We start from the raw sequence: 20165 nt of genomic DNA, 5'->3' as shown, positions 1-20165 counted from the left end.
GTTTTATTTTTAGCGATGAGTTTGAGTATTTTTGATTAATTATTTTTTAATGGCCGTGCCCTTCTTCTCCTTTGTTATTTAATTTAGCTAAAATAAAGAAGGCATTTTTAGTTACTATTTTGGCATTTGGGGGCATGGGTTTCAAGGGGGTAATTTGTGTATAGCCCAAATCAGTAACTCCCTTAGCCACAGGAATTTTTTCAAAACTTATTTCCTTTTCTTCCACCGTTTTTTTGTTATCTCCCTCTTTGTCATCCTTGTTTTGCATAATAAAGATAAAATCCTGGCCCTTATCATTAACGATGGCTTCAGTAGGAACGGCAGCAGCAGTTTGATTATCAAGACTTATGACTGCCGTAACATTCATGCCGTCGATAAGGCCGGTACGGTCACCGACGACCTGTGCGTGAACAGGAACCGTTTTGCTTTCTCCTTCAAAGGCTGTACCTATTGAGGTAATTTTTGCATCGTACTCTTTACCTGGACTGTTGGTGAGTGTAAAATGAATGGTTTGCCCTGGCTGAACTTTACCCAAGTCTTTTTCATACACGTAAATATCTAGATGGAGCGCCGCATTGCTTACAATTTCCGCAATTGGAGAAGCCATATCTACATTACTCCCGATTTGCGCAATTACTTTGCTTACCGTGCCGCTAATGGGGGCACGCACCGCAAGGGACGAACTGTACCCCTGGGCGGCGCCAATGCTGCCCAGCTGTTTCTGGAGTCCGGAGCGCTGGCTTCGCAATGTAGCAAGATCTGTCTGGGCCTGCTGAAATTTCTTTAACGGTGCGGCATTTCCTTTATAAAGCTGCTGGGCACGCGTTACCTCCAGCTCTGCCATCCTGATTTGGCCATTCACCTGCTGCAGCTGCTGCTGCATCACGATTAAATCGGGGTTTGAAATGGTTGCTATAACTTTTCCCTTTGATACATAGCTTCCAGGCTGGACATACAATGAACGCACTATACCGCTGTATGAGGGCGTAACAAATGCCTTATTCTGGTTAGGCACCGTCAGCATACCGCTCACCTTGATGGTATTGGAAAGCTCCTTACTTTCGATACTGCCCATCTGGATGCCTACAGTTTTTATCTGTTCTTCGGTGAAATGTGCCACATTAGGATCTTCGTGCTCATCGGGCTTCTCTACTGCAGTTGCTTCTTTGGTTTCAGTGACTTCTGATTCTTTTTTGCATCCTGTCAACAAGACAGAGACCGCAAAAATTAGGGTGATATATTTTTTCATGTTATATTCTCTTTTGGATCCTTAATTTTTAATATAGTAGTTATATTGTATTACTGCCATGTTGTATTCGTTCAGTGCAATCAAATAGTTTTTTCTAATGTCTATAGCTTGGGTGAAAAACTGGTGCATTTCAGAAAACCCTATTTCCCCAGCTTTGTAACTCAGCATTGCCGCATCGAAAATTTGGTCTGCCTGTTTCAAACCTATACTTTCATAATATTTAAGCATTTCAGCAGCTTTCAGAATTTCAGTATAGCTGGAGCGGGTTTGTGCCGCGAACTGATTTTCCTGATAGCGCAGCTGAGATTGTTGAATTTCGACCTCGGCTTCTGCAGACTGCAATTTGGCTTTGTAAGCAGTCTTTCCAAAAATGGGAAATTCTACAGCTACTGAAAAGCCTGTTATGGGATCCTTCATTCCGTATAATCTCTGGGAAAATATTCTTCCCGAAAAGTCAGGTTTGTTCTGCATTTTCTGAACCTCTATATTCGCCCTTGCTATTTCTATATTCTGCTGCTGCAGAGCCAATGAGGGATGAAAACTGTCTGATGGTAAATCTTCCAAATCCAATTTCTGCAAGTTTGTGTCTTCCGGCAAGTATAGCACCTGACTATTAAGAAACAGACTGAGTTGTTGCTGCTGTGCCGAAATATTCTGTTCGTTTTGCTGTCTCTGAGCCTGGAGCTCTTTCATCCGTGCCTCCGCAGCAATGTTTTCGAGACCAGCAGCTTCGCCGGTTTTGAAACGAAGATTTGCTGCTTTGTACATGGACGTATAATACTCATCAAGTTTTTGGTAGAGCTTACCAACATCCTGAAGGTACCACAACTGATAAAAAGCAGTATTTACTTCCCTTTTTATCACTGCGTCCAACATGCTTTTATTCAGCTGGTGGTATTTTAACTGCTCCTCAAAGTACTTCCTTTTCGCCTTATATAATCCCGGCCATTGTATGGATTGCTGGATTCCAATTTTAAAATCGCCATCCGGATCACTTGGTCTCATATCGTCGTTTTCTACGAAGAGGCCTGTCTTGGGAATTTCACGTGCCGTTCTGGTTTCCAGTAAAGCTTTATTTACCTGGGCTGTGTTTACAGAGTACTGTAGATTATTCTCCAACGCTATTTTCACTGCATCATTTGGTGAAATTCTTTCCTGCGCACTAAGAACGCTGACGGACGTGCAGAATAAAATTATTAGCGTCAAAAACGATGTGTTTTTGCTTTTCCTCATTTTGCTTTTGAATTGGTTTTTAGAATTAAAGATGATATAGAGTAGTGGCAGAACAAATAAGGTAAGGAAAGTTGCTGTTACTAAGCCGCCAATTACCACGGTTGCTAATGGTCTCTGTACTTCTGCACCGCTACCATTTGAAAAGGCCATGGGAAAGAATCCGAATGAAGCTACCGCTGCAGTCATCAGGACTGGACGTAACCGTATACTGGTCCCCTGAATCACCCTTCGCAGGATATTAGTAACCCCAGATTTCTGAAGATCCTTGAAGGTGCTTACCAGCACAATACCATTCAGTACGGCTACACCAAACAGCGCGATAAATCCTACTCCTGCTGAAATGCTGAAGGGCATGTCCCTTATCATCAGTGCAAAGACCCCTCCAATAGCACTCATTGGTATTGCAGTAAAAATAAGCATGCTGTCTTTGAAGTTACGGAAGGTGAAGTACAGTAAAAGAAAAATAAGAGCTAAGGCTACAGGAACTGCTATTTGCAATCGTGAAGAAGCCTGTTTCAAATTTTCGAACGTTCCGCCATACGTATAGTAATAGCCAGCGGGCAAGATATTTGCGTCGTTCAGTTTTTTCTGAATTTCGGTTACTACACTTTCGACATCTCTATCCTTTACATTGAAACCTACGACGATGCGGCGCTTTCCATCTTCCCGACTTATCTGTGCCGGACCGTCTTTATATTCCACTTTTGCGATCTGTGAAAGCGGAATCTGGACTCCGTTTGCGGTTGGAATAAAGAGGCTGCTGACGTCCTCAATAGAGCTTCTGCTCGCACTGTCCAGACGCGCGACCAGATTGAATTTCTTTTCATCTTCAAACACTACTCCTGCTGTTTCACCAGCAAACGCAGTACTTACTGTGTGATTAATATCCTCAATATTGAGACCGTAGGAGGCGAGGCGGGCTCTGTCGTAGGTAATGGTAATTTGGGGCAATCCCACGGTCTGCTCAATTTGTGGCTCGGTGGCACCTTCCACTGTCTGCACTATTTTGGCAACTTCCGGTGCCAGTTTCGCAAGGGTGTCAATGTTCTCGCCAAATATTTTAACCGCTACATCTTGGCGCACCCCGGTCATTAGCTCGTTGAAGCGCATTTGTATCGGTTGGGAAACTTCGAAGAACACTCCGGGAATCATTTCAAGTTTCTCCATCATCTCAGCGCTCAAATCCTCATAAGATTTACCACTATCCTTCCACTCCTTTTTGGGCTTTAAGGTAACGATCAGGTCAGTTGCTTCGGGTGGCATTGGGTCTGTAGGGACTTCGGCACTACCAGTTTTACCCACCACTGTGCTCACTTCCGGAAAAGATCTCAGAATACGGCTTGCCTGCATTGAAGTTTCAATGCTTTGAGAAAGAGAAGTACCCTGTGGTAATATACAGTGCACCGCAAAATCGCCCTCCTGTAGTTGTGGGATAAATTCACCTCCCATTCTTGAAAATAAAAACAGCGAAACAGCCAGTAATGCAATTGCTCCACCCACTACTGCATATTTAAACGCAATCGCCTTTTGCAGCAGTGGGATATAGACGCTATTGATCCCGGACATCATCCTGTCCGCGAAAGTCTTTTTTGCACTGATATTTTTAGATAGAAATAAGGCAGACATCATTGGTATATAAGTAAGGGAGAGAATTAACGCTCCTATAATTGCAAAAGACACTGTTTCTGCCATTGGGCGGAACATTTTACCTTCAATCCCCTGAAGTGAAAGAATAGGGAGATATACAATGAGGATAATTATCTGACCAAATGCCGCTGAACTCATCATCTTTTTTGCACTTGACTGCACAGCGTGATCCATCGTATGTTGAGATAACTTCTGGGAACGGTGATGGACTGCCAAGAAGTGCAGGGTAGCTTCAACAATAATTACGGCACCATCTACAATAAGCCCAAAGTCAATTGCCCCTAGACTCATCAAATTTGCACTAACGCCAAAGACGTTCATCATGCCGAGTGCAAAAAGTAGTGACAGCGGTATTGCCGAAGCAACAATAAGCCCTGCCCGTAAATTCCCGAGAAACAGAACCAAAACAAGAACGACAATCAGTGCTCCTTCGACCAAATTTGTTTCTACGGTGCGTATAGCACGATCCACTAAACTTGTTCGATCCAGAAAAGGCTCCACGATAATATCAGGCGGCAGTGATTTTTGTATAGTGACCATCTTTTCTTTGACCCGGTTTACCACTTCCGCTGAATTTTCTCCTTTCAGCATCATAACAATACCACCTACCGCTTCTTTATCGCCATTATATGTTAAGGCACCATATCTTACCGCACTGCCGATTCGGGTTTCCGCCACATCTCTTATAAGTATCGGAATACCGTTAACTGTTTTTATTACGGTGTTGGATATATCCTCTAATGAAGAGATCAGACCGATGCCGCGAATAAAATAGGCATTAGGTTTTTTATCGATATAAGCGCCGCCGGTATTTTCGTTATTTTTCTGGAGTGCAGCAAAAATATCTGCAATGGTAACATTCATTGCTTTAAGCCTATAGGGATTAATCGCGACTTCATACTGCTTAAGTTTCCCGCCGAAACTGTTAATTTCAGCTACGCCCGGTGTACCGTAGAGTTGGCGGGCCACAACCCAATCCTGCATTGTTCGAAGATCGGTAGCGGAGTATTTGTCTTCTGACCCTTTTTTAGGGTGAATAACATATTGATAAATTTCTCCTAAGCCTGTGGATACCGGAGACATTTCTGGCGTACCGATACCTTGTGGAATGTTTTCCTCGGCCTCTTTCAGTTTTTCAGTGATGAGTTGGCGTGCAAAGTAAATATCCACGCTTTCGTCGAAAACGACCGTCACTACGGACAAGCCAAATCTTGAAATTGACCTCATTTCGGTAATTCCGGGAATGTTGGCGAGGCTCTGTTCAATTGGATATGTTACCAACTGTTCTGTTTCCTGTGCGGCTAATGTGGGTGTACTGGTAATGATCTGAACCTGATTATTGGTGATATCTGGCACAGCATCTAGGGGAAGCTTAGTAGCGCTATACACGCCCCAAATGATTAGTGCGAAAGTCATGAGCCCAATAATGAGCTTATTCTTTACACTAAACTGTATAATTTTATATAGCATTTGTAAAAATTAAGGTTAATTGAAGGTAAAGCACGTTCCGTATTGTTCACGAAAATGCGCGACTATTTAATAGCCGAGTGGTCTTCCGAAAAAATCCGAAGAAAAAGTAATTAACCTATTTTGGGGGGTTGCCAGATACCGGCAGGGTGGAGAATCTTGTGATGATATTTCCTATCAGGAAGAATATCTTTTATTACAACCTCGTTGTGTTCAGGAAGTAAGGTATTAATTTGTGAAACTGACAAAGTCATACCACAACAATTGCAAACACAGAAAGGAGAACAAAGATCAGCGTGTTGATCCTGGCTTTGTTCAAGGTGAAGATCCTGATTCTGACAAACTTTTTCGCTTAAACCCTTTGCCGCATCGTTACATGGCACCATCGTAAGCACCATAAAGAAAAGGGATAAAAAGAAGGCTAAAAATTTCACGCAGCTAATTTAGGAAAAAAAATATTACTAATTAATGAAAGTTGAGAGAACGCAAGGTTTCGGAGACGAAACGTATACATACCGGCAAAGTCTTAATTTTGATGAAGTGGAGTGCGTTGAATCCTTTGGAATACAATACTTACTTTTTAACGCCCCTTTACTTATAAAAGAAAGTGCAGCGGACGTTATTTTTCAGCTGCACTCTTCTCAAAATCTAATCTCCGAAAACTTTTTTAATAATTCAGAGTTATCCCTGCACCCCAGCTCATATCGCTGTCGTAGTGTGTGGAGATTCCGATATTTTTTGTGACGATATATTTAAGACCTGCCATATATTCTTTGTCGGTATTGACCATGAATGCCCCGCGCAAACGCGCAGTCAACGGAATGTCTTCACGTTTCAGCTGGAACCTTACAATTCCGTCTGTAAATATTTCTGCCTGCAGGTCCACCAACATCGGGAGTTTATACATGATACCAGCGCTGAAAGTTTTTCTTTCATCTTTAGTAGATGCCTGTCCAAAAAGGTTTTTTTCGATATTATTCCTGTCAATCTTTCTATAATGGTAGTTAAATCCGATAAATGGTTTCAGCCACTGCATACGGTCCACATACCTGCCGAGTTGGGTTTCCACCTCGTAGCCGTGATGGGGATTGTAACCTAAACGCCATTCTGTTCCCAATTCCCAGCGGGCATTTGAGATCCTCGCCATCCCGTCGTTACCATTAGTAGCAAAATCGTTTTCGGCCATAAGGTGCCACATGTTACTTTCGCGCTGGAGCTTTTTGTAAGCTGAAGCTTTATCGGGCAGCAAAGGATTCTGATAATCACCAACAGCAAAAACACGGTTCATCCCCGCCATCATGTGATAGAGGATGTGACAGTGGAAAAACCAGTCCCCGTCAGTTTTTGCTTCAAATTCGATGACATTAGTTTCCATCGGCATAATATCCAACACATTTTTGAGGGGTGCCTGAACGCCATTTTTGTTGAGTACCCGAAAATCAAAACCGTGCAGGTGCATCGGGTGACGCATCATTGAATTATTGAATAGGGTAATGCGGAGAATTTCGCCTTTTTTTACCAATATTTTGTCAGATTCCGCCAGGACTTTATCGTCCATGCTCCATATGTAGCGGTTCATGTTTCCCGTAAGGGTAAACTTGAGCTCGCGCACTGGGCTGTCTTTCGGGAGTGAAGTATCATAAGGCGATTTCATCATACCATAATTCAATGTGGTAATCCCGGAAGCAGGCATCTGGTGTTTTGAGTGATCCATTTGCGCATCGTTGTTGTCCATCTTGTCCATCGGCATTGCTGCATTATTTTCAGCACTAATTTCAGGATACATCACCTGATTCATATCCATCGTCTGATAACTCATCTTCATGCCCATATCTTTCATGTCACCGTTCATCTTCATCATGTCGTTCATCATCTTCATCCCTTCAAAGTATTTGAGTTTGGGTAATGGATCATGGGATTTCGTAGCTCCTTCTCCAATAAACACTGACACAGATTTTGTGCGGTCTTCGGGTGTAACAAGGAGTTCGTATGAAGTGTTTTTTTCAGGAATTTCCACTACGATATCCACTGTTTCGGAAACTGCCAGAATAAGACGGTCCACTTCTACCGGTTCAATGTCCAATCCATCACTGGCCACTACTTTAATTTTTCCTCCTGCATAATTGAGCCAAAAATAGGAGGAAGCACCGCCGTTGGCAATTTGAAGCCGCACTTTGTCACCGGCTTTGTATCCTGCGAGCTGGCTTTCTATTTTACCGTTAATCAGAAAGGCGTCATAATACACGTCACTCACGTCCATGGCAAGCATCCGCTTCCATTCGTTGGTGAGTTTTGTCTTAAAGTGTCCCTCTTTTATGGCTTCTGCATAACTTTGAGTACTGCCTTTTTTTATTGCGAACCAGTCATTGGCGTTGTGAAGCATCCGCTGAACATTATTGGGGTTCAGGTTTGTCCACTCGCTCAGGATAAGGTGCTCTGTGGGCAAATCATCAATCCCCGGCCGGAAAGTAGGATCTTCGGGACGTTTTTTCAGAATCATCATCCCATACATTCCAATCTGCTCCTGCAGGCCAGTATGCGAGTGATACCAGTGGGTTCCGTTTTGGATGATCGGAAACGAATACGTGTAGGTTGAATGTGGTGGAATGGGTTTCTGGGTAAGCCAGGGAACCCCATCTTCTTTATTTGGAAGATGAAGACCGTGCCAGTGCAGAGAAGTTTCTTCGTCCATTAAATTATGGACAATCACTTCCGCCGTATCGCCCTCATAAAACTCCAGTTTTGGCATCGGAATCTGCCCGTTTACGGCAATGGCGCGTTTCTGTTTGCCCGCGAAATTTACCAGGGTGTCTTTCACATAAAGATGGTAGGTCACTTTGCGTCCGCCTTTTAGGTGCTTTTCGGGCATGGGCATGACCATTTTGTGTTCACCATGTATCTGCATGTTTCCGTGTGCAGAATGATCTTCCTTCTTTCCTTTTTGAGGCACCAGATTCATACCGCACTTGGGACACTTTCCGGGTTTGTCCGATATCACCTCGGGATGCATCGGGCAGGTGTACATCTTTTGCGCTTCTTCATGCTGATGCGCATCTGAAGTTTGATGTTCCGGGGTTTTGCCGGTAGACTGATGCCGGCCGCTTTCCTTCTGAGGGACCAGATTCATACCGCACTTGGGACACTTTCCTTGTTTGTCCGAAACCACCTCGGGGTGCATCGGACAAGTGTACATCTTTTGCGCTGCTTCATGCTGATGCGGAGCAGGTGTTGAATGTTCCGGCGTTTTGATGCTCGCTGGGTCTTTCGGTACTGCTTTAGTCTTTGGCATCACCGGTTTTTTAACTTCCGTTACCGTCTTTGTTTTTGCAGCGGTAATTTCAGGTTTCTTACCCGTAGTTTTTTTAACTACGGTGGCCTTTTTATGAGCGGGCGCGGATTTGGCCGCCGTTTTTTTCTCAGTAACGGTTTTCTTCACCAAGGTCATACCGCAAATGGGGCAGTTACCGGGTGCTGATTTCACGACCTGCGGATGCATCGGGCAGGTGTACACGGTTTTGGTGCTCTGTGAATAACTGTTTATGGACATTGCCATAAATAGAAAGAGCGAAAATATATATTTCATCTTGTGATTATTTAATTTTTAACAAACTTGCATTAAGTGCGACCACGATGGTGCTTACACTCATCAGCACTGCGCCCATGGCGGGACTCAAGACAAATGTAGGATACAGAACACCCGCAGCAAGTGGAATAGCCACGACGTTGTAGCCCACTGCCCATACGAGATTCTGGATCATCTTGCTGTAGGTTTTCTTTCCAAAATCTATCATTTTCACCACGTCTCGAGGGTCACTGTTGACCAGAATAATATCTGCGGTTTCGGCAGCAACATCAGTTCCGCTGCCAACTGCAATGCCTACATCTGCTGCTGCCAAAGCCGGTGCATCATTTACGCCGTCACCTGTCATGGCAACGATTTCTCCTTTATCCTGAAATTCTTTTACTTTTTCCTGTTTGTGGTGCGGAAGTACATTTGCCAAATATCCGTCCATTCCTAACTGCTTTGACACCGCCGCCGCTACCTTTTCGTTATCACCTGTAAGCAGGAATGATTTAATGTTCATGCTTCGAAGTTGGTCAATAGCTTCTTTTGCGCCTTCGCGAATGGTATCTGCTAAAGAAACAATACCCACGGGCACGTCATCAATCAAAATAAAGTGTACTGTTTCTGCATCCTGGTTGATTTCTTCCGGAATGGCAGGTACCTGTTTATTGTTTTGAACAAAATAATTAGGACCAGCCGCGACAACCGATTTACCGTTTACGATTCCTGTCACTCCAATTCCCTGCATGTAGCGGAAACTGTCTGACTTCCATAGCTCCAGTTTTTTCTCGGAAAGGGTCTGCATGATTCCTTTTGCAATGTGATGTTCGGAGTTCTGCTGCACTGCTGCTGCATACTGGAGTAAATCGTTTTCCGAATAGTGTTCCGTTAGAGGAATGATTTTCTGCACAGTGTGGGAGCCTTTCGTAAGGGTGCCGGTTTTATCGAAAATAATGGTCGATAATTTTCTGGTGGTTTCAAAAGCCGTTCGGTTTCTGATGAGTAAACCATTTGTCGCTGAAAGTGTAGTGGAAATGGCCACAACCAGAGGGATTGCCACTCCTAAAGCATGAGGGCAGGCTGTTACCATTACCGTTACCATCCGTTCCAGAGCAAAAGCCAAATCTCCCATGGTGATGTACCAGTAAGTGAAAGTTCCTACTCCCACCACAATTGCTACTATAGTAAGCCATTTGGCTACTTTATCCGCCAGATTCTGAGTGTTCGACTTTGCTGCCTGAGCATCCTGAACCAAATTAATGACCTTATTGAGGTACGAATCCTTTCCAACCCCTGTTGCTTTTATCTTCAAGGCACCGTCTCCATTGATAGACCCTGCGATAACCTTTCCACCGGACTCTTTTCTTACAGGAACACTTTCTCCGGTCAGCATGCTTTCATTTAAATAGGAACTGCCATCGACAATCAGACCGTCAGCGGCGACTTTTTCGCCCGGTCTTATGATTACGGTATCTCCGTTTTTCAGCTGTTCCAGTTTTATTTTAACCGGACTTCCGTTCTGCTCGACGGTTACGTCATTTGGTAGTAAGGCAACTAGAGATTGCAACGCTTTTGAAGCAGCCATCTGCGAACGCATCTCGAGCCAGTGCCCAAGAAGCATGATCACAATTAAGGTGGCAAGTTCCCAGAAGAAATCCATGCCCGGCAGCCCGAATACGACTGCAACGGAATAGACATAAGCTACGGTAATCGCCAAAGCAACGAGCGTCATCATCCCAATAGCTCCGGCTTTCACTTCGCCCAAAAACCCTTTGAAAAAAGGCATTCCACCGTAGAAATAAATAATACTTCCCAAAACCAGAAGTACATATTTATCACCGTTAAAAGCAATTGTGAAACCAAGCCACTGCTGAATCATATGAGAAAGCAGAAGGACCGGAACGGTAAGTGCCAAAGAGATCCAGAATCTCTTCAGGAAATCCGGAGTATGATGACCTGCATGTTTGTCAAATCCGGCCGCAGAACTATCAGATTCTGAGTTATGAGCATGATTCTGATGATGATAGCTGTGTTCGTCTTTTTCAGGTCGGGCGGTTCCTCCCAAGGGAATTAAGTTCATTCCGCAAAGTGGACATTTCCCTGGTTCGTCCTTCAATATCTGGGGATGCATGGGACAGGTGTATTTTTTCATAATTCATTTTTTTTGCGTTAAATTCTGCTATTTGAGATTACTTCCGGGTTTGAAGTTCCTTAATTTTCGCCCTCATGACGGCAATTTCTTCCTCCTGTGCTTTGATAATTTCCTCGCCCAACTTTCTCACTTCCGGATCGACCAGATTACTTTCTTCGACCATAAGAATAGCCCCTGCATGGTGTGGAATCATGGACTTTAGAAACTGGACATCTCCCACGGCTGTCTGCTGCCGAATGCCAGACCAAAACAGCACCATCGCCAACACACCGACACCCATCAGTACCTTGTTGAGTTTTTTATTGGGATACATCTTTGCCATTAACAGCAGTTCGATGATCAACATAGGAGAAGCCATTAGTCCGGCCATATAAAACTGATTGATATTGGGAATCACATTGGATAACCGATCAACCATCGCATACATTAATATAAACATGGATACGAAGGAAATGAGAAGCATCCAAAACAACTTTTTGTATGCCCCGCTGTGATCCATTTGTTCACTTTCTTTTTTTGAATCCATATTCTGTGTAGAATGAGTTTTCCCCGAGGCACTATGGTCCGGAGAAACTTTGTGGCTGTGCGTTGATTTGTCCATTAAAATGGTTTTTGTTATTTAGTTAAACGTAAGGACTTTTAGCAACATTTCTTGTCCTGCTGAACTGGGGGACAAGGCACTGTTCCGTAACTGCAATACACACAGCAGTCGCCCTGTTTTGGTTTTAAAACGATCCTGCATTTTTCGCATTCGTAGAAATACTGGCAAGAATCTGTAGGCATTGTTTCCTCCTTCCTGTGTCCGCAATTGGGGCAGGTGATTATTGACTGTAATTTGACTGTATTCATCTGTTTAATAATTTATTATGGTTTTTCAGGACCAAGGGTTTCCAATTGATATTCTTTTTTGTCAGTTACTACATATCCGGTAGCGTTTATGGCGTTTTCGATTTCATCAATGTTTGTTTTTGAACCATCAAATTTCACAACTGCATTTTTGTTTTCGTACGAAGCGTCTGAACTTATAATTCCCGTCAGTTTATTTACTTCGCTATTGACATGTTCACCACAGCTTGCGCAGGTCATTCCACTAATTGTAAATTCTATTTCCCGGATATTAGATTGGTTCACAATTATAATTTGCTTTTCTGTTGTTGGATAAAAAATTCCTGAATAGTATGGGAAGGCAAGCATCACGACAGCGAAAAGGGTTATAATCCCCAAAAACATTTTGGACTGCGTGAACGGTATTTTCTCATCTTTCTCACAGCTACAGTCTAATTGTTTTTTAGGTTTTAATTTAAGATACCAGGCAAAACCAAGAACAAAAATTGTTAACCCGATTAAATAAGGCCGTAAAGGTTCGAGCCAGGAAAAAGTTGCAGCCAGGCCGCTTGTTCCTGCAATGAAGGCTAATAATGGTGTAATGCAACATAATGAGGCGGTGAAGGCAGCCAGCAGACCTGCGCTGATTAATTTTTTGTTTGTTTTCATATTGTTTTAAGTTTCTACTTGATATTTAAAGATCTAAATTAATGCTAATTTCAAAAATAGATTTATTTTGTTTGACAATGGTTTTTCTTATAAATTATTTAAAATATATTGAACTCTTTCTGCAGGAGGCAAAACCGGAACAAAAACGATAGGGAAACCGAGATTGGTATAGCTTTCTATTATCAACTGCTGAATTAGTTTTTGATCGTCTTCATTTTCGGTTCTCGCATAGTCTTTGGTAAAAGGCAATCGGTCTAAAATAAAGATTTTTTTGTAGGAAACCCCGTTGACGGCATTAAGTAACTTTTCATCATAATCCAAGTTTAAAAATTGATAATAAGCCATTGCGTCCGGGATAGCCCTGTCCAAAAAAACCATATCCTCCTTATTGAGCGATCCTTCTTGGGCAATCTGCATATCTAACACGCCCAATTGAAATTTCTTCTTATTGCTTCTAATTTCTTTAACGGAATTTCCTTCATTATGCATGGTATCAATGTAATGCCTTGCGTGTTCTATTGTCGTATGGTAACCTTGCTTCTGAAGCAAATCAATGGTCGTTGTTTTTCCGGTACTGGGTCCGCCGGTAATCACATACCAGTTGGTCTCTTCTGAATGCTTGATTTTACTGTCCCTTATATGATTCATCTCTCCAAATTATAATTCTTCAATATCATAAAGTTGCGGTATTTGGGAATCCCAGCCGTAGGTTTCTTTTATGCCCAGCTGCAGCGCTTCTGCGCCTTCTTTCTCACCATGTACGACGAAAATTCTTTTCGGTTGGCTGGTTATTTCATTCATCCATTGTATGAGCTCATTATGGTCTGCATGGGAAGATAAGCCTTCAATTACTGCTACTTCCATATTAAATGGGATCCATTTTCCGTATACTTTTACTTCTTTCTCGCCCTCCAATAATTTTCTTCCACGGGTTCCTTCGGCCTGATAGCCCACAAAAAGGAGAGTATTGTCGGGGTTTTGCGCTTGAGTTTCAAGATAATTGAGCATTCGGCCACCGGTGAGCATCCCGCTGCCGGCGATAACAATTTTTGGTTTGTTGTCGGAGCGCAACTCCATGGTTTCCTGATAGCTACTTACGACTGTGAAGTGATCGCACATTTCATCACATTCGTCGGTTGTTAACCGATGCCAATCTCTACTACGGTAAAACAGATCCAGTATACTGGCTCCCATTGGACTGTCCATAATCATCGGTACTTTGGATATTTTATTTTCTTTAAGTAACCTCCATAAAATAAGCATCATCAGTTGAGCACGTTCAACCGAAAAACTGGGGATAAATAGACTGCCTCCCCGGTTAATGGTGTCGTTGACTAATTTTTCAATCTCCGGAACCGCTTCCACTTCATCTGGATGAAACCTTCCTCCGTAGGTCGACTCTATGAAAAGAACATCCGCCTTTTCTGGTTTCAGGGGTGGAAACAACAATAAATCATTTGTGCGTCCAATATCCCCGGAAAAAACAAAACGTTTTTCATGTATCTCCAGCTCTATGAAAGTAGCACCCAAGATATGCCCATTGTACTGAAATCGGGCACTGATGCCCTCAAACAACGGAATCCACTGTGATGGTGGGACCTCCTTAAAGTGGGAAATGGTTTTTGCTACATCCTTTAGACCATACAGCGGTTCTGCCGGACTGTGTTTGGAGTAACCTTCCTTATTGGCTCGCGCTGCTTCCTGTTCCTGTATTTTAGCACTGTCGTTCAGGATGATTTCGGCAATATCCAAAGTGGGATTGGTCCCATAAACAGGTCCATTAAAACCATACTTCACTAATCGGGGGAGGAATCCTGTGTGGTCGAAATGGCCATGAGTCAATAATACGGCATCAATATCTGAAACGTCCACAGGCGGATATTCCCAGTTTTTAAGCCGTAATTCCTTTAATCCTTGAAAAACTCCGCAGTCGATTAGGAGTTGATGTGCTCCTGTATCGATTAAATATTTGGAACCCGTTACTGTACCCGCAGCGCCCAAAAAATGAATGGTAATTTTTGTATTTTTCATTGGTCAGAGTGATTTAATGTTGAGTGCATAATTCTTTTGCGTCTTCAATAATGTTTTTATGGCGTGGTTTTGCAATTCCGATTTGGTTTAAGACCCCCGGGTTTTCGTAAATTTCTCTGCAAAGAACTAAACCAAGGTCTAACAATTTTGTTTTCTCGTTTTTTGTCAGGGTCGTTAATGCGGTTAATGGGTGTAAACCGGATTTGTCTATTCTCTCTTTTAAACCGTTCCCAAAAGGATAGTCCCAGCTTGCCATTAGTAAACCTGCACATTTCCCATATTGTGTGGCATCAGAAGTGAATCTTGTATTGGTGTACAAGCCTCCTTTAGATATTTTACCTTCGTTACTTTTTTGTTTTTCCCACTGTTTTTCTACATCCAGAAATCTGGAATTGACATACAGAGGAATTTTTACATTGCAAAATCTCCCTTGGTCGCTGTGAAATTTACATTCAATAAAACAATGCTGGTCGTCTTTGTCAGCAATGACATCTATTTCATGCGACACGCAATTTCCCTGAACAATGACCCCAACCTGGGTGGAAAAACCTTCATGAGCCATCAGTTTGCCCACTAATTTTTCAAAAGGAAAACCAGAGGGACCCAATTCAAAGAGTGCGTTTTTGAGTTTGTATTTTGAAGCACTTACGCGGGAATATTTTTTTAACAAATCAAAAGCAATTTTATAGATCTTTGTGGTGGTCATGCCTTCGTAAATCGTGGACTGAACCTCACCAACGATTTGCTGAATGACCTTTTCCCCAGCAGACGCGCGCCTAAGTGAATTAATGAGTTTTTCGACATCAAATGCGACAATATCTCCGGACTTTTTTACGATGCTAATGGGAATCTTCATTTTCTGATAGTTTGTTGAAACTTATTTTAGGCAACTGTTATCTTATTATCGAGATATACACTCTGTACCCTTTGTAGCAAGTTCACACCGTCTTTAAACGGGCGCTGAAATGCCTTCCGACCCATAATCAGTCCAGTGCCGCCCGCTCTTTTGTTGATGACCGCTGTTGTAATGGCCTCAACCAGATCTGACTCACCTTTTGAATCGCCACCGGAGTTAATTAATCCGATTTTGCCCATGTAACAGTTCGCTACCTGCAACCTGCAGAGGTCAATCGGGTGGGGAGTTGTTAATGCCTCATACATCGCGTCATCGTATTTACCGAATTTAATGTTTTTGAATCCAAAATTATTTGTCGGCAATTTTTGTTTAATAATATCAGCTTGAATTGTTACTCCGATATGATTGGCTTGTCCTGTTAAATCCGCAGCGGAGTGATAATCCTGATCTGCTGTTTTAAATGCCTCATTTCGAAGATAGCACCATAATATAGTCGCCATACCGAGCTGATGGGCGTGCTCAAACGCCTCGGCAATTTCTTTGATCTGTCTGTCGCTTTCTTCGGAACCAAAATAGATGGTTGCTCCTATGGCAAGGGCCCCCATATCCCAGGCGTTTTTAACTTTTCCAAATAGCGTTTGGTCATATTTATTTGGAAAGCTCAGTAATTCATTGTGGTTAATCTTTACAATGAAAGGGATTCTGTGCGCATATTTTCGGGCATTCAAGGCTAACCCGCCGAAGGTAGAAGCCACACCGTTACAGCCGGCTTCGAGTGCAAGTTTTAAAATGTTTTCAGGGTCGAAATAGTCGGGGTTTTTATAAAATGAGTATACAGCACTATGCTCAATACCCTGATCAACAGGAAGAATGCTCAGATAACCCGTGCCGCCAAGATTTCCCTGACCGTAAAGTTGAGCGAGACTCCGCAGAACCTGCGGGTTTCTGTTGCTATCGCCAAAAACCTTTTCCAGACTGTATTTGCCTGGAGTCAGCAGTTCATCTTTTGTAATTTTTTGGCAAACGTGATCCAAATAGAAGGCGGCCTTCTTGCCTAATAGGTCTGCAATGTTATCGTTCATTTTCATTTTTTTTAAACTTTAATTTAATCCCTAAATTTCTATTTGTTTTAGAAATGGACATTTGCGGAAGTGCGCGTCTTACAAATATTTGCAGGGTACAAAACCATTTTCCTTAACATTCCGTTTTATTAATTTGAAAATTTACTTTTTGCTTACTCCTAATAAAAACTCTGTTTAACTCCAAGGCTTTCGTTGGTCTTTATTATTGACTTTTCAGCATCTGGTTCAATTCCGGTTAAGGCACGGATTGCGTCAATGGTTTCGGGGATTACGATAGCCTGATTATCGACTAGGTAAGCATAGAACACTTCATCTCCAACCACTTTCAGCATGTCTTGCCACAAGGCTACTTCATACATATCTCCATAAGGGCGGCCTATTGCAAGCATTAATTCCTTAACTGTATTATTAGCGGCTAACTCATCGCTGTATTTAATCATTGCAATTCTGGTAGATTTATTGAACGCATCCAAAACTTCTTCCTTATCGGCCTTTCTGGTCAACTGTACATTCCAGTAATGTAGGTGGCTTAACGTTTCCGGTACTTTAACTGCTGATGTGATAACGTCAAAAGAGGGGTCAACGGATTGCGCATCCGGCCCCTGATGACTTGGTATTTCTTTTTCGGGAACTAGGGTATTCATAATCCCGGTCAAATGACTTTCCCATGGGTCGGTTGCACGACGAAGTAGAGTACCTCTTGCTTTTAAGAGCAAGCCTGCATTCTTCAGGGCGGTTAATGTTCTCACAATGGATGTAGTGTTGCAGGAAACTACTCTTGTAGCATCAAGGTTAAGTGCAGTGGCATAGTTGTTTTCGGCACTAAAGGAATGACCGGTTGTTTCATGCTTTTCACCTCCCTGTAAAATAAACTTTTTACCAAGTTTTTTATAAAGCTCTATATTTTGAGCAGCGATTTTCTTGGGTGTGCAATCCACAATAATATCTGATGATGCAAGCAGGTCGTTCACTGTGCCTGATGAATTTATTCCGGCTTCGTTCATCTTAATTTGAAAAGTATCATCGGAAGCAAACACAGGATATTTTTTTAATACCGCCATTTGAATGCGCCAGTCAGTTACCACATCACATACACCTGACAGTTCCATGTCTTCCTGCATCTGTACGGCATCGGCAACCCGTTTGCCAATGACACCATATCCGTTTACGGCTACTTTAATCTTTTCCATAATAAATTTATTTAGCTTAATTTATATAAATTGATATTACTAGAACGTTCTTTGATATCTATTTCCTTTAATATCCTGTTTACGGCATACCGCCAGTTTCAAACCAATAGCTTATTCCATTAGGGCCTTTGCCAACCGGGATTGTGTGGATTACTTTTTGACTTGCCACATCAATCACAGAAACTGTATTGTCTATAGTATTTGTTACATAAACTGATTTGCCGTCGTTGCTTGCTACAACACCGTGTGCCTTCTTACCAACTTTAATGGTACTTATCACTTTTGCGTTTGGTATGTCTATTACATAAATCTCGTTTGAAACCGGTCTTCCGAGTAACTCTCCTTGGTCAGCCACATACAGTAACTTACTATCAGGGGTAGCATACAACTGAATTGGACCTTGAGCAGTAGCAGGTAATGGTATTCTGTTTAGTTGACCATTTTTAAGGTCATACTGTATCACCTCTTTTGTGTCGTATAAAGAGATGAAAATAAATTTATCATCACGGGTAACTGCCACCTGTGGAGCTATTCCGCCCAGAGGAATATCAGTTACTTTGCCATCAGCTACAGTAATGACAGACATGCTTTTTCCGTCCATATTGGCTACATACAATTTGCCATTAGCGTAGCGCAAACCATGTGGTGCATGTTTTGCACCTAAATCAAACTTCCGTACCACCTGATAGGTCGTTGCATCTACTTGTATGACCTCATTCGTTGCACCTGCGGTTACAAATGCATTCTTTGATTGATCGTCTAAAACTACATGGGCCACGTGTAGATCTTTACCTAACAGCACACGCTCTTTTATTGTACCGCTGTTTGGGTCAATAACTATTAAGTAATTTGTTTTACTGCTGTCCATACCTGCTGCCGCCACCCAAACAGATTTTCCATTGGGGGCCACCTGAACATTATGGGCCATAAACATAGTTCCGGCGCTATCACTTAAGTCAATGCTTGTAGTTTTTAAGCTATCCTGAAGATCAATAACTGAAACACTGCCTCCGGCTTCATTGGCTACATAAACTTTAGCCCTTGGCAATGAAGATGGTTTATCAGTATTACTACTATTGGTATTGCTATTATCGTTATTGCCGCAACTGCTGACCATAACAAATAGCATGGTCAATATGACAACCAATGTCGGGGTAAAAAATTTTTTCATTTAATAGATTTTAATTTGGTCGTTAGGATGTAGATAAAAAAGAGTGGCAATCATTTAAATCACCACCCGTTTTAAATTACGCTGCCATTTTCCGGCATTCTTCGGCGCATTTTCTGCAAGCTTCTGCACATTCACGGCAATGATCCATTCCATGTTGTGCATGTTTTTCACATTCTGCAGCACATGCTTCACAGATGTCGGCACAAATACGGCAAATGTCTTTTGCTTTGTCGCTGCCGAGGCTCATTAACTGTGCTGATGCATAGCAGATCGCTGCGCATTCCATGTCTAACTGAATGCATCTCGCCATCATTTTTACATCTTCTTCCTGAGTGCATGATGAAGCACAGTGATTACATATTGCAGCACATTTTAAACATGCTTCAATACAACTTTGGTACGTGTGATAACCTGTCATAATTGTTGGTTTTTATGTTAATAAATAGGCTGGTTTTTTCAATAAATATGCAGTTCCTGCGCTAATACTGTCGCAATCATAAGTGCGTTTGATCAGCCAAGCCATTGCTGGCTACTTTGATTTTTTTAAAAAAAAATTTAGTTGCTTCTTTCACTTAGTTTTTAGCGGAGCATTTCTACCGTTATCGTTCCCATAGTACTAACATTATACTTGCCCGCGCAGTTCATACTTTTCAACAGCAACAGGAGCCGCCAGACTTTTTTAAATTCTCATCTACGGAAGCGCCGGCAATACTATAACCTACTTTCGCCAAGGCTTGCGTTAACTGCGCTGTATTAATCGATTTCTCTGCTTCAATAACTGCGCTCGGTGGATGCAGACTCGCTTTTACATTCTGTACGCCATCAATTTCTTTCAACGCTTTTTCGACATTTTTAACGCAGCCTTCGCAGGACATTCCTGTTATTTCAATTTGTTGTTTCATTTTGGTTGATTTTATTATTTTATACATTGTAAATTTCCCACTATCCGTTTAAAATACGTTCTGTGAGCCGTATTTTGACCAAACTCGTGTTGCAATAAAGTAGTTTTTGAAAGCGAGCTGGTTGTA

16 protein-coding genes and 1 pseudogene are annotated in these 20165 nt (G+C 42.3%); all 17 read right to left on the bottom strand.

The window, feature by feature from the left end; genetic code table 11:
- Nucleotides 1–46: 46 nt before the first annotated feature.
- Nucleotides 47–1249, bottom strand: coding sequence for an efflux RND transporter periplasmic adaptor subunit (locus QWY78_RS12580; RefSeq protein ID WP_290220358.1), 1203 nt, complete (start codon nt 1247–1249; stop codon nt 47–49).
- 21 nt (nt 1250–1270) lie between these two features.
- On the bottom strand, nt 1271–5599 hold the full coding sequence (locus QWY78_RS12575; protein ID WP_290220357.1) for a CusA/CzcA family heavy metal efflux RND transporter: 4329 nt from the start codon (nt 5597–5599) through the stop codon (nt 1271–1273).
- 110 nt (nt 5600–5709) lie between these two features.
- Nucleotides 5710–6030 carry a DUF6660 family protein gene (locus tag QWY78_RS12570; RefSeq protein ID WP_290220355.1) on the bottom strand — a complete coding sequence of 107 codons (321 nt, stop codon included), beginning with the start codon at nt 6028–6030 and terminating at the stop codon, nt 5710–5712.
- Nucleotides 6031–6263: 233 nt separating this feature from the next.
- The gene (locus QWY78_RS12565) at nt 6264–8789 is read right to left on the bottom strand and encodes a multicopper oxidase domain-containing protein (RefSeq protein ID WP_435389072.1); all 2526 of its coding nucleotides are present in this window, start codon (nt 8787–8789) and stop codon (nt 6264–6266) included.
- Between the two features lie 246 nt (nt 8790–9035).
- Nucleotides 9036–9143, bottom strand: a pseudogene (locus QWY78_RS14905) (heavy metal-binding domain-containing protein); the annotation flags it as partial.
- Nucleotides 9144–9186: 43 nt separating this feature from the next.
- Nucleotides 9187–11313 carry a heavy metal translocating P-type ATPase gene (locus tag QWY78_RS12555; protein WP_290220354.1) on the bottom strand — a complete coding sequence of 709 codons (2127 nt, stop codon included), beginning with the start codon at nt 11311–11313 and terminating at the stop codon, nt 9187–9189.
- Between the two features lie 37 nt (nt 11314–11350).
- Entirely contained in the window at nt 11351–11914 is a 564-nt protein-coding gene (locus tag QWY78_RS12550) for a DUF305 domain-containing protein (RefSeq protein WP_228438156.1), read from the bottom strand.
- 38 nt (nt 11915–11952) lie between these two features.
- Nucleotides 11953–12162, bottom strand: coding sequence for a GDCCVxC domain-containing (seleno)protein (locus QWY78_RS12545; RefSeq protein WP_082423508.1), 210 nt, complete (start codon nt 12160–12162; stop codon nt 11953–11955).
- A gap of 15 nt (nt 12163–12177) precedes the next feature.
- Entirely contained in the window at nt 12178–12807 is a 630-nt protein-coding gene (gene merTP, locus QWY78_RS12540; protein ID WP_290220346.1) for a mercuric transport protein MerTP, read from the bottom strand.
- An 87-nt stretch (nt 12808–12894) separates the two neighbouring features.
- The gene (locus QWY78_RS12535) at nt 12895–13455 is read right to left on the bottom strand and encodes an AAA family ATPase (protein ID WP_290220345.1); all 561 of its coding nucleotides are present in this window, start codon (nt 13453–13455) and stop codon (nt 12895–12897) included.
- 9 nt (nt 13456–13464) lie between these two features.
- Nucleotides 13465–14838: an MBL fold metallo-hydrolase gene (locus QWY78_RS12530; RefSeq protein ID WP_290220343.1), complete on the bottom strand. Its 1374-nt coding sequence runs from the start codon at nt 14836–14838 to the stop codon at nt 13465–13467.
- A gap of 13 nt (nt 14839–14851) precedes the next feature.
- The gene (locus tag QWY78_RS12525) at nt 14852–15694 is read right to left on the bottom strand and encodes an ATP cone domain-containing protein (protein WP_290220341.1); all 843 of its coding nucleotides are present in this window, start codon (nt 15692–15694) and stop codon (nt 14852–14854) included.
- A gap of 26 nt (nt 15695–15720) precedes the next feature.
- Entirely contained in the window at nt 15721–16782 is a 1062-nt protein-coding gene (locus QWY78_RS12520; RefSeq protein ID WP_209816073.1) for a class I fructose-bisphosphate aldolase, read from the bottom strand.
- 152 nt (nt 16783–16934) lie between these two features.
- On the bottom strand, nt 16935–17966 hold the full coding sequence (locus QWY78_RS12515) for a type II glyceraldehyde-3-phosphate dehydrogenase (RefSeq protein ID WP_290220338.1): 1032 nt from the start codon (nt 17964–17966) through the stop codon (nt 16935–16937).
- A gap of 79 nt (nt 17967–18045) precedes the next feature.
- A complete protein-coding gene (locus QWY78_RS12510) occupies nt 18046–19137 on the bottom strand; it encodes a YVTN family beta-propeller repeat protein (protein ID WP_290220336.1) in 1092 nt (363 codons plus the stop codon).
- Nucleotides 19138–19213: 76 nt separating this feature from the next.
- Entirely contained in the window at nt 19214–19555 is a 342-nt protein-coding gene (locus tag QWY78_RS12505; RefSeq protein ID WP_125201694.1) for a four-helix bundle copper-binding protein, read from the bottom strand.
- Between the two features lie 232 nt (nt 19556–19787).
- Nucleotides 19788–20039: a heavy-metal-associated domain-containing protein gene (locus QWY78_RS12500; protein ID WP_209816070.1), complete on the bottom strand. Its 252-nt coding sequence runs from the start codon at nt 20037–20039 to the stop codon at nt 19788–19790.
- Between the last annotated feature and the right edge of the window lie 126 nt (nt 20040–20165).

The organism is Kaistella yonginensis (assembly GCF_030409525.1).
Classification (GTDB): Bacteria; Bacteroidota; Bacteroidia; order Flavobacteriales; family Weeksellaceae; genus Kaistella; species Kaistella yonginensis.
This window is presented reverse-complemented; position numbering and strand designations above follow the sequence as displayed.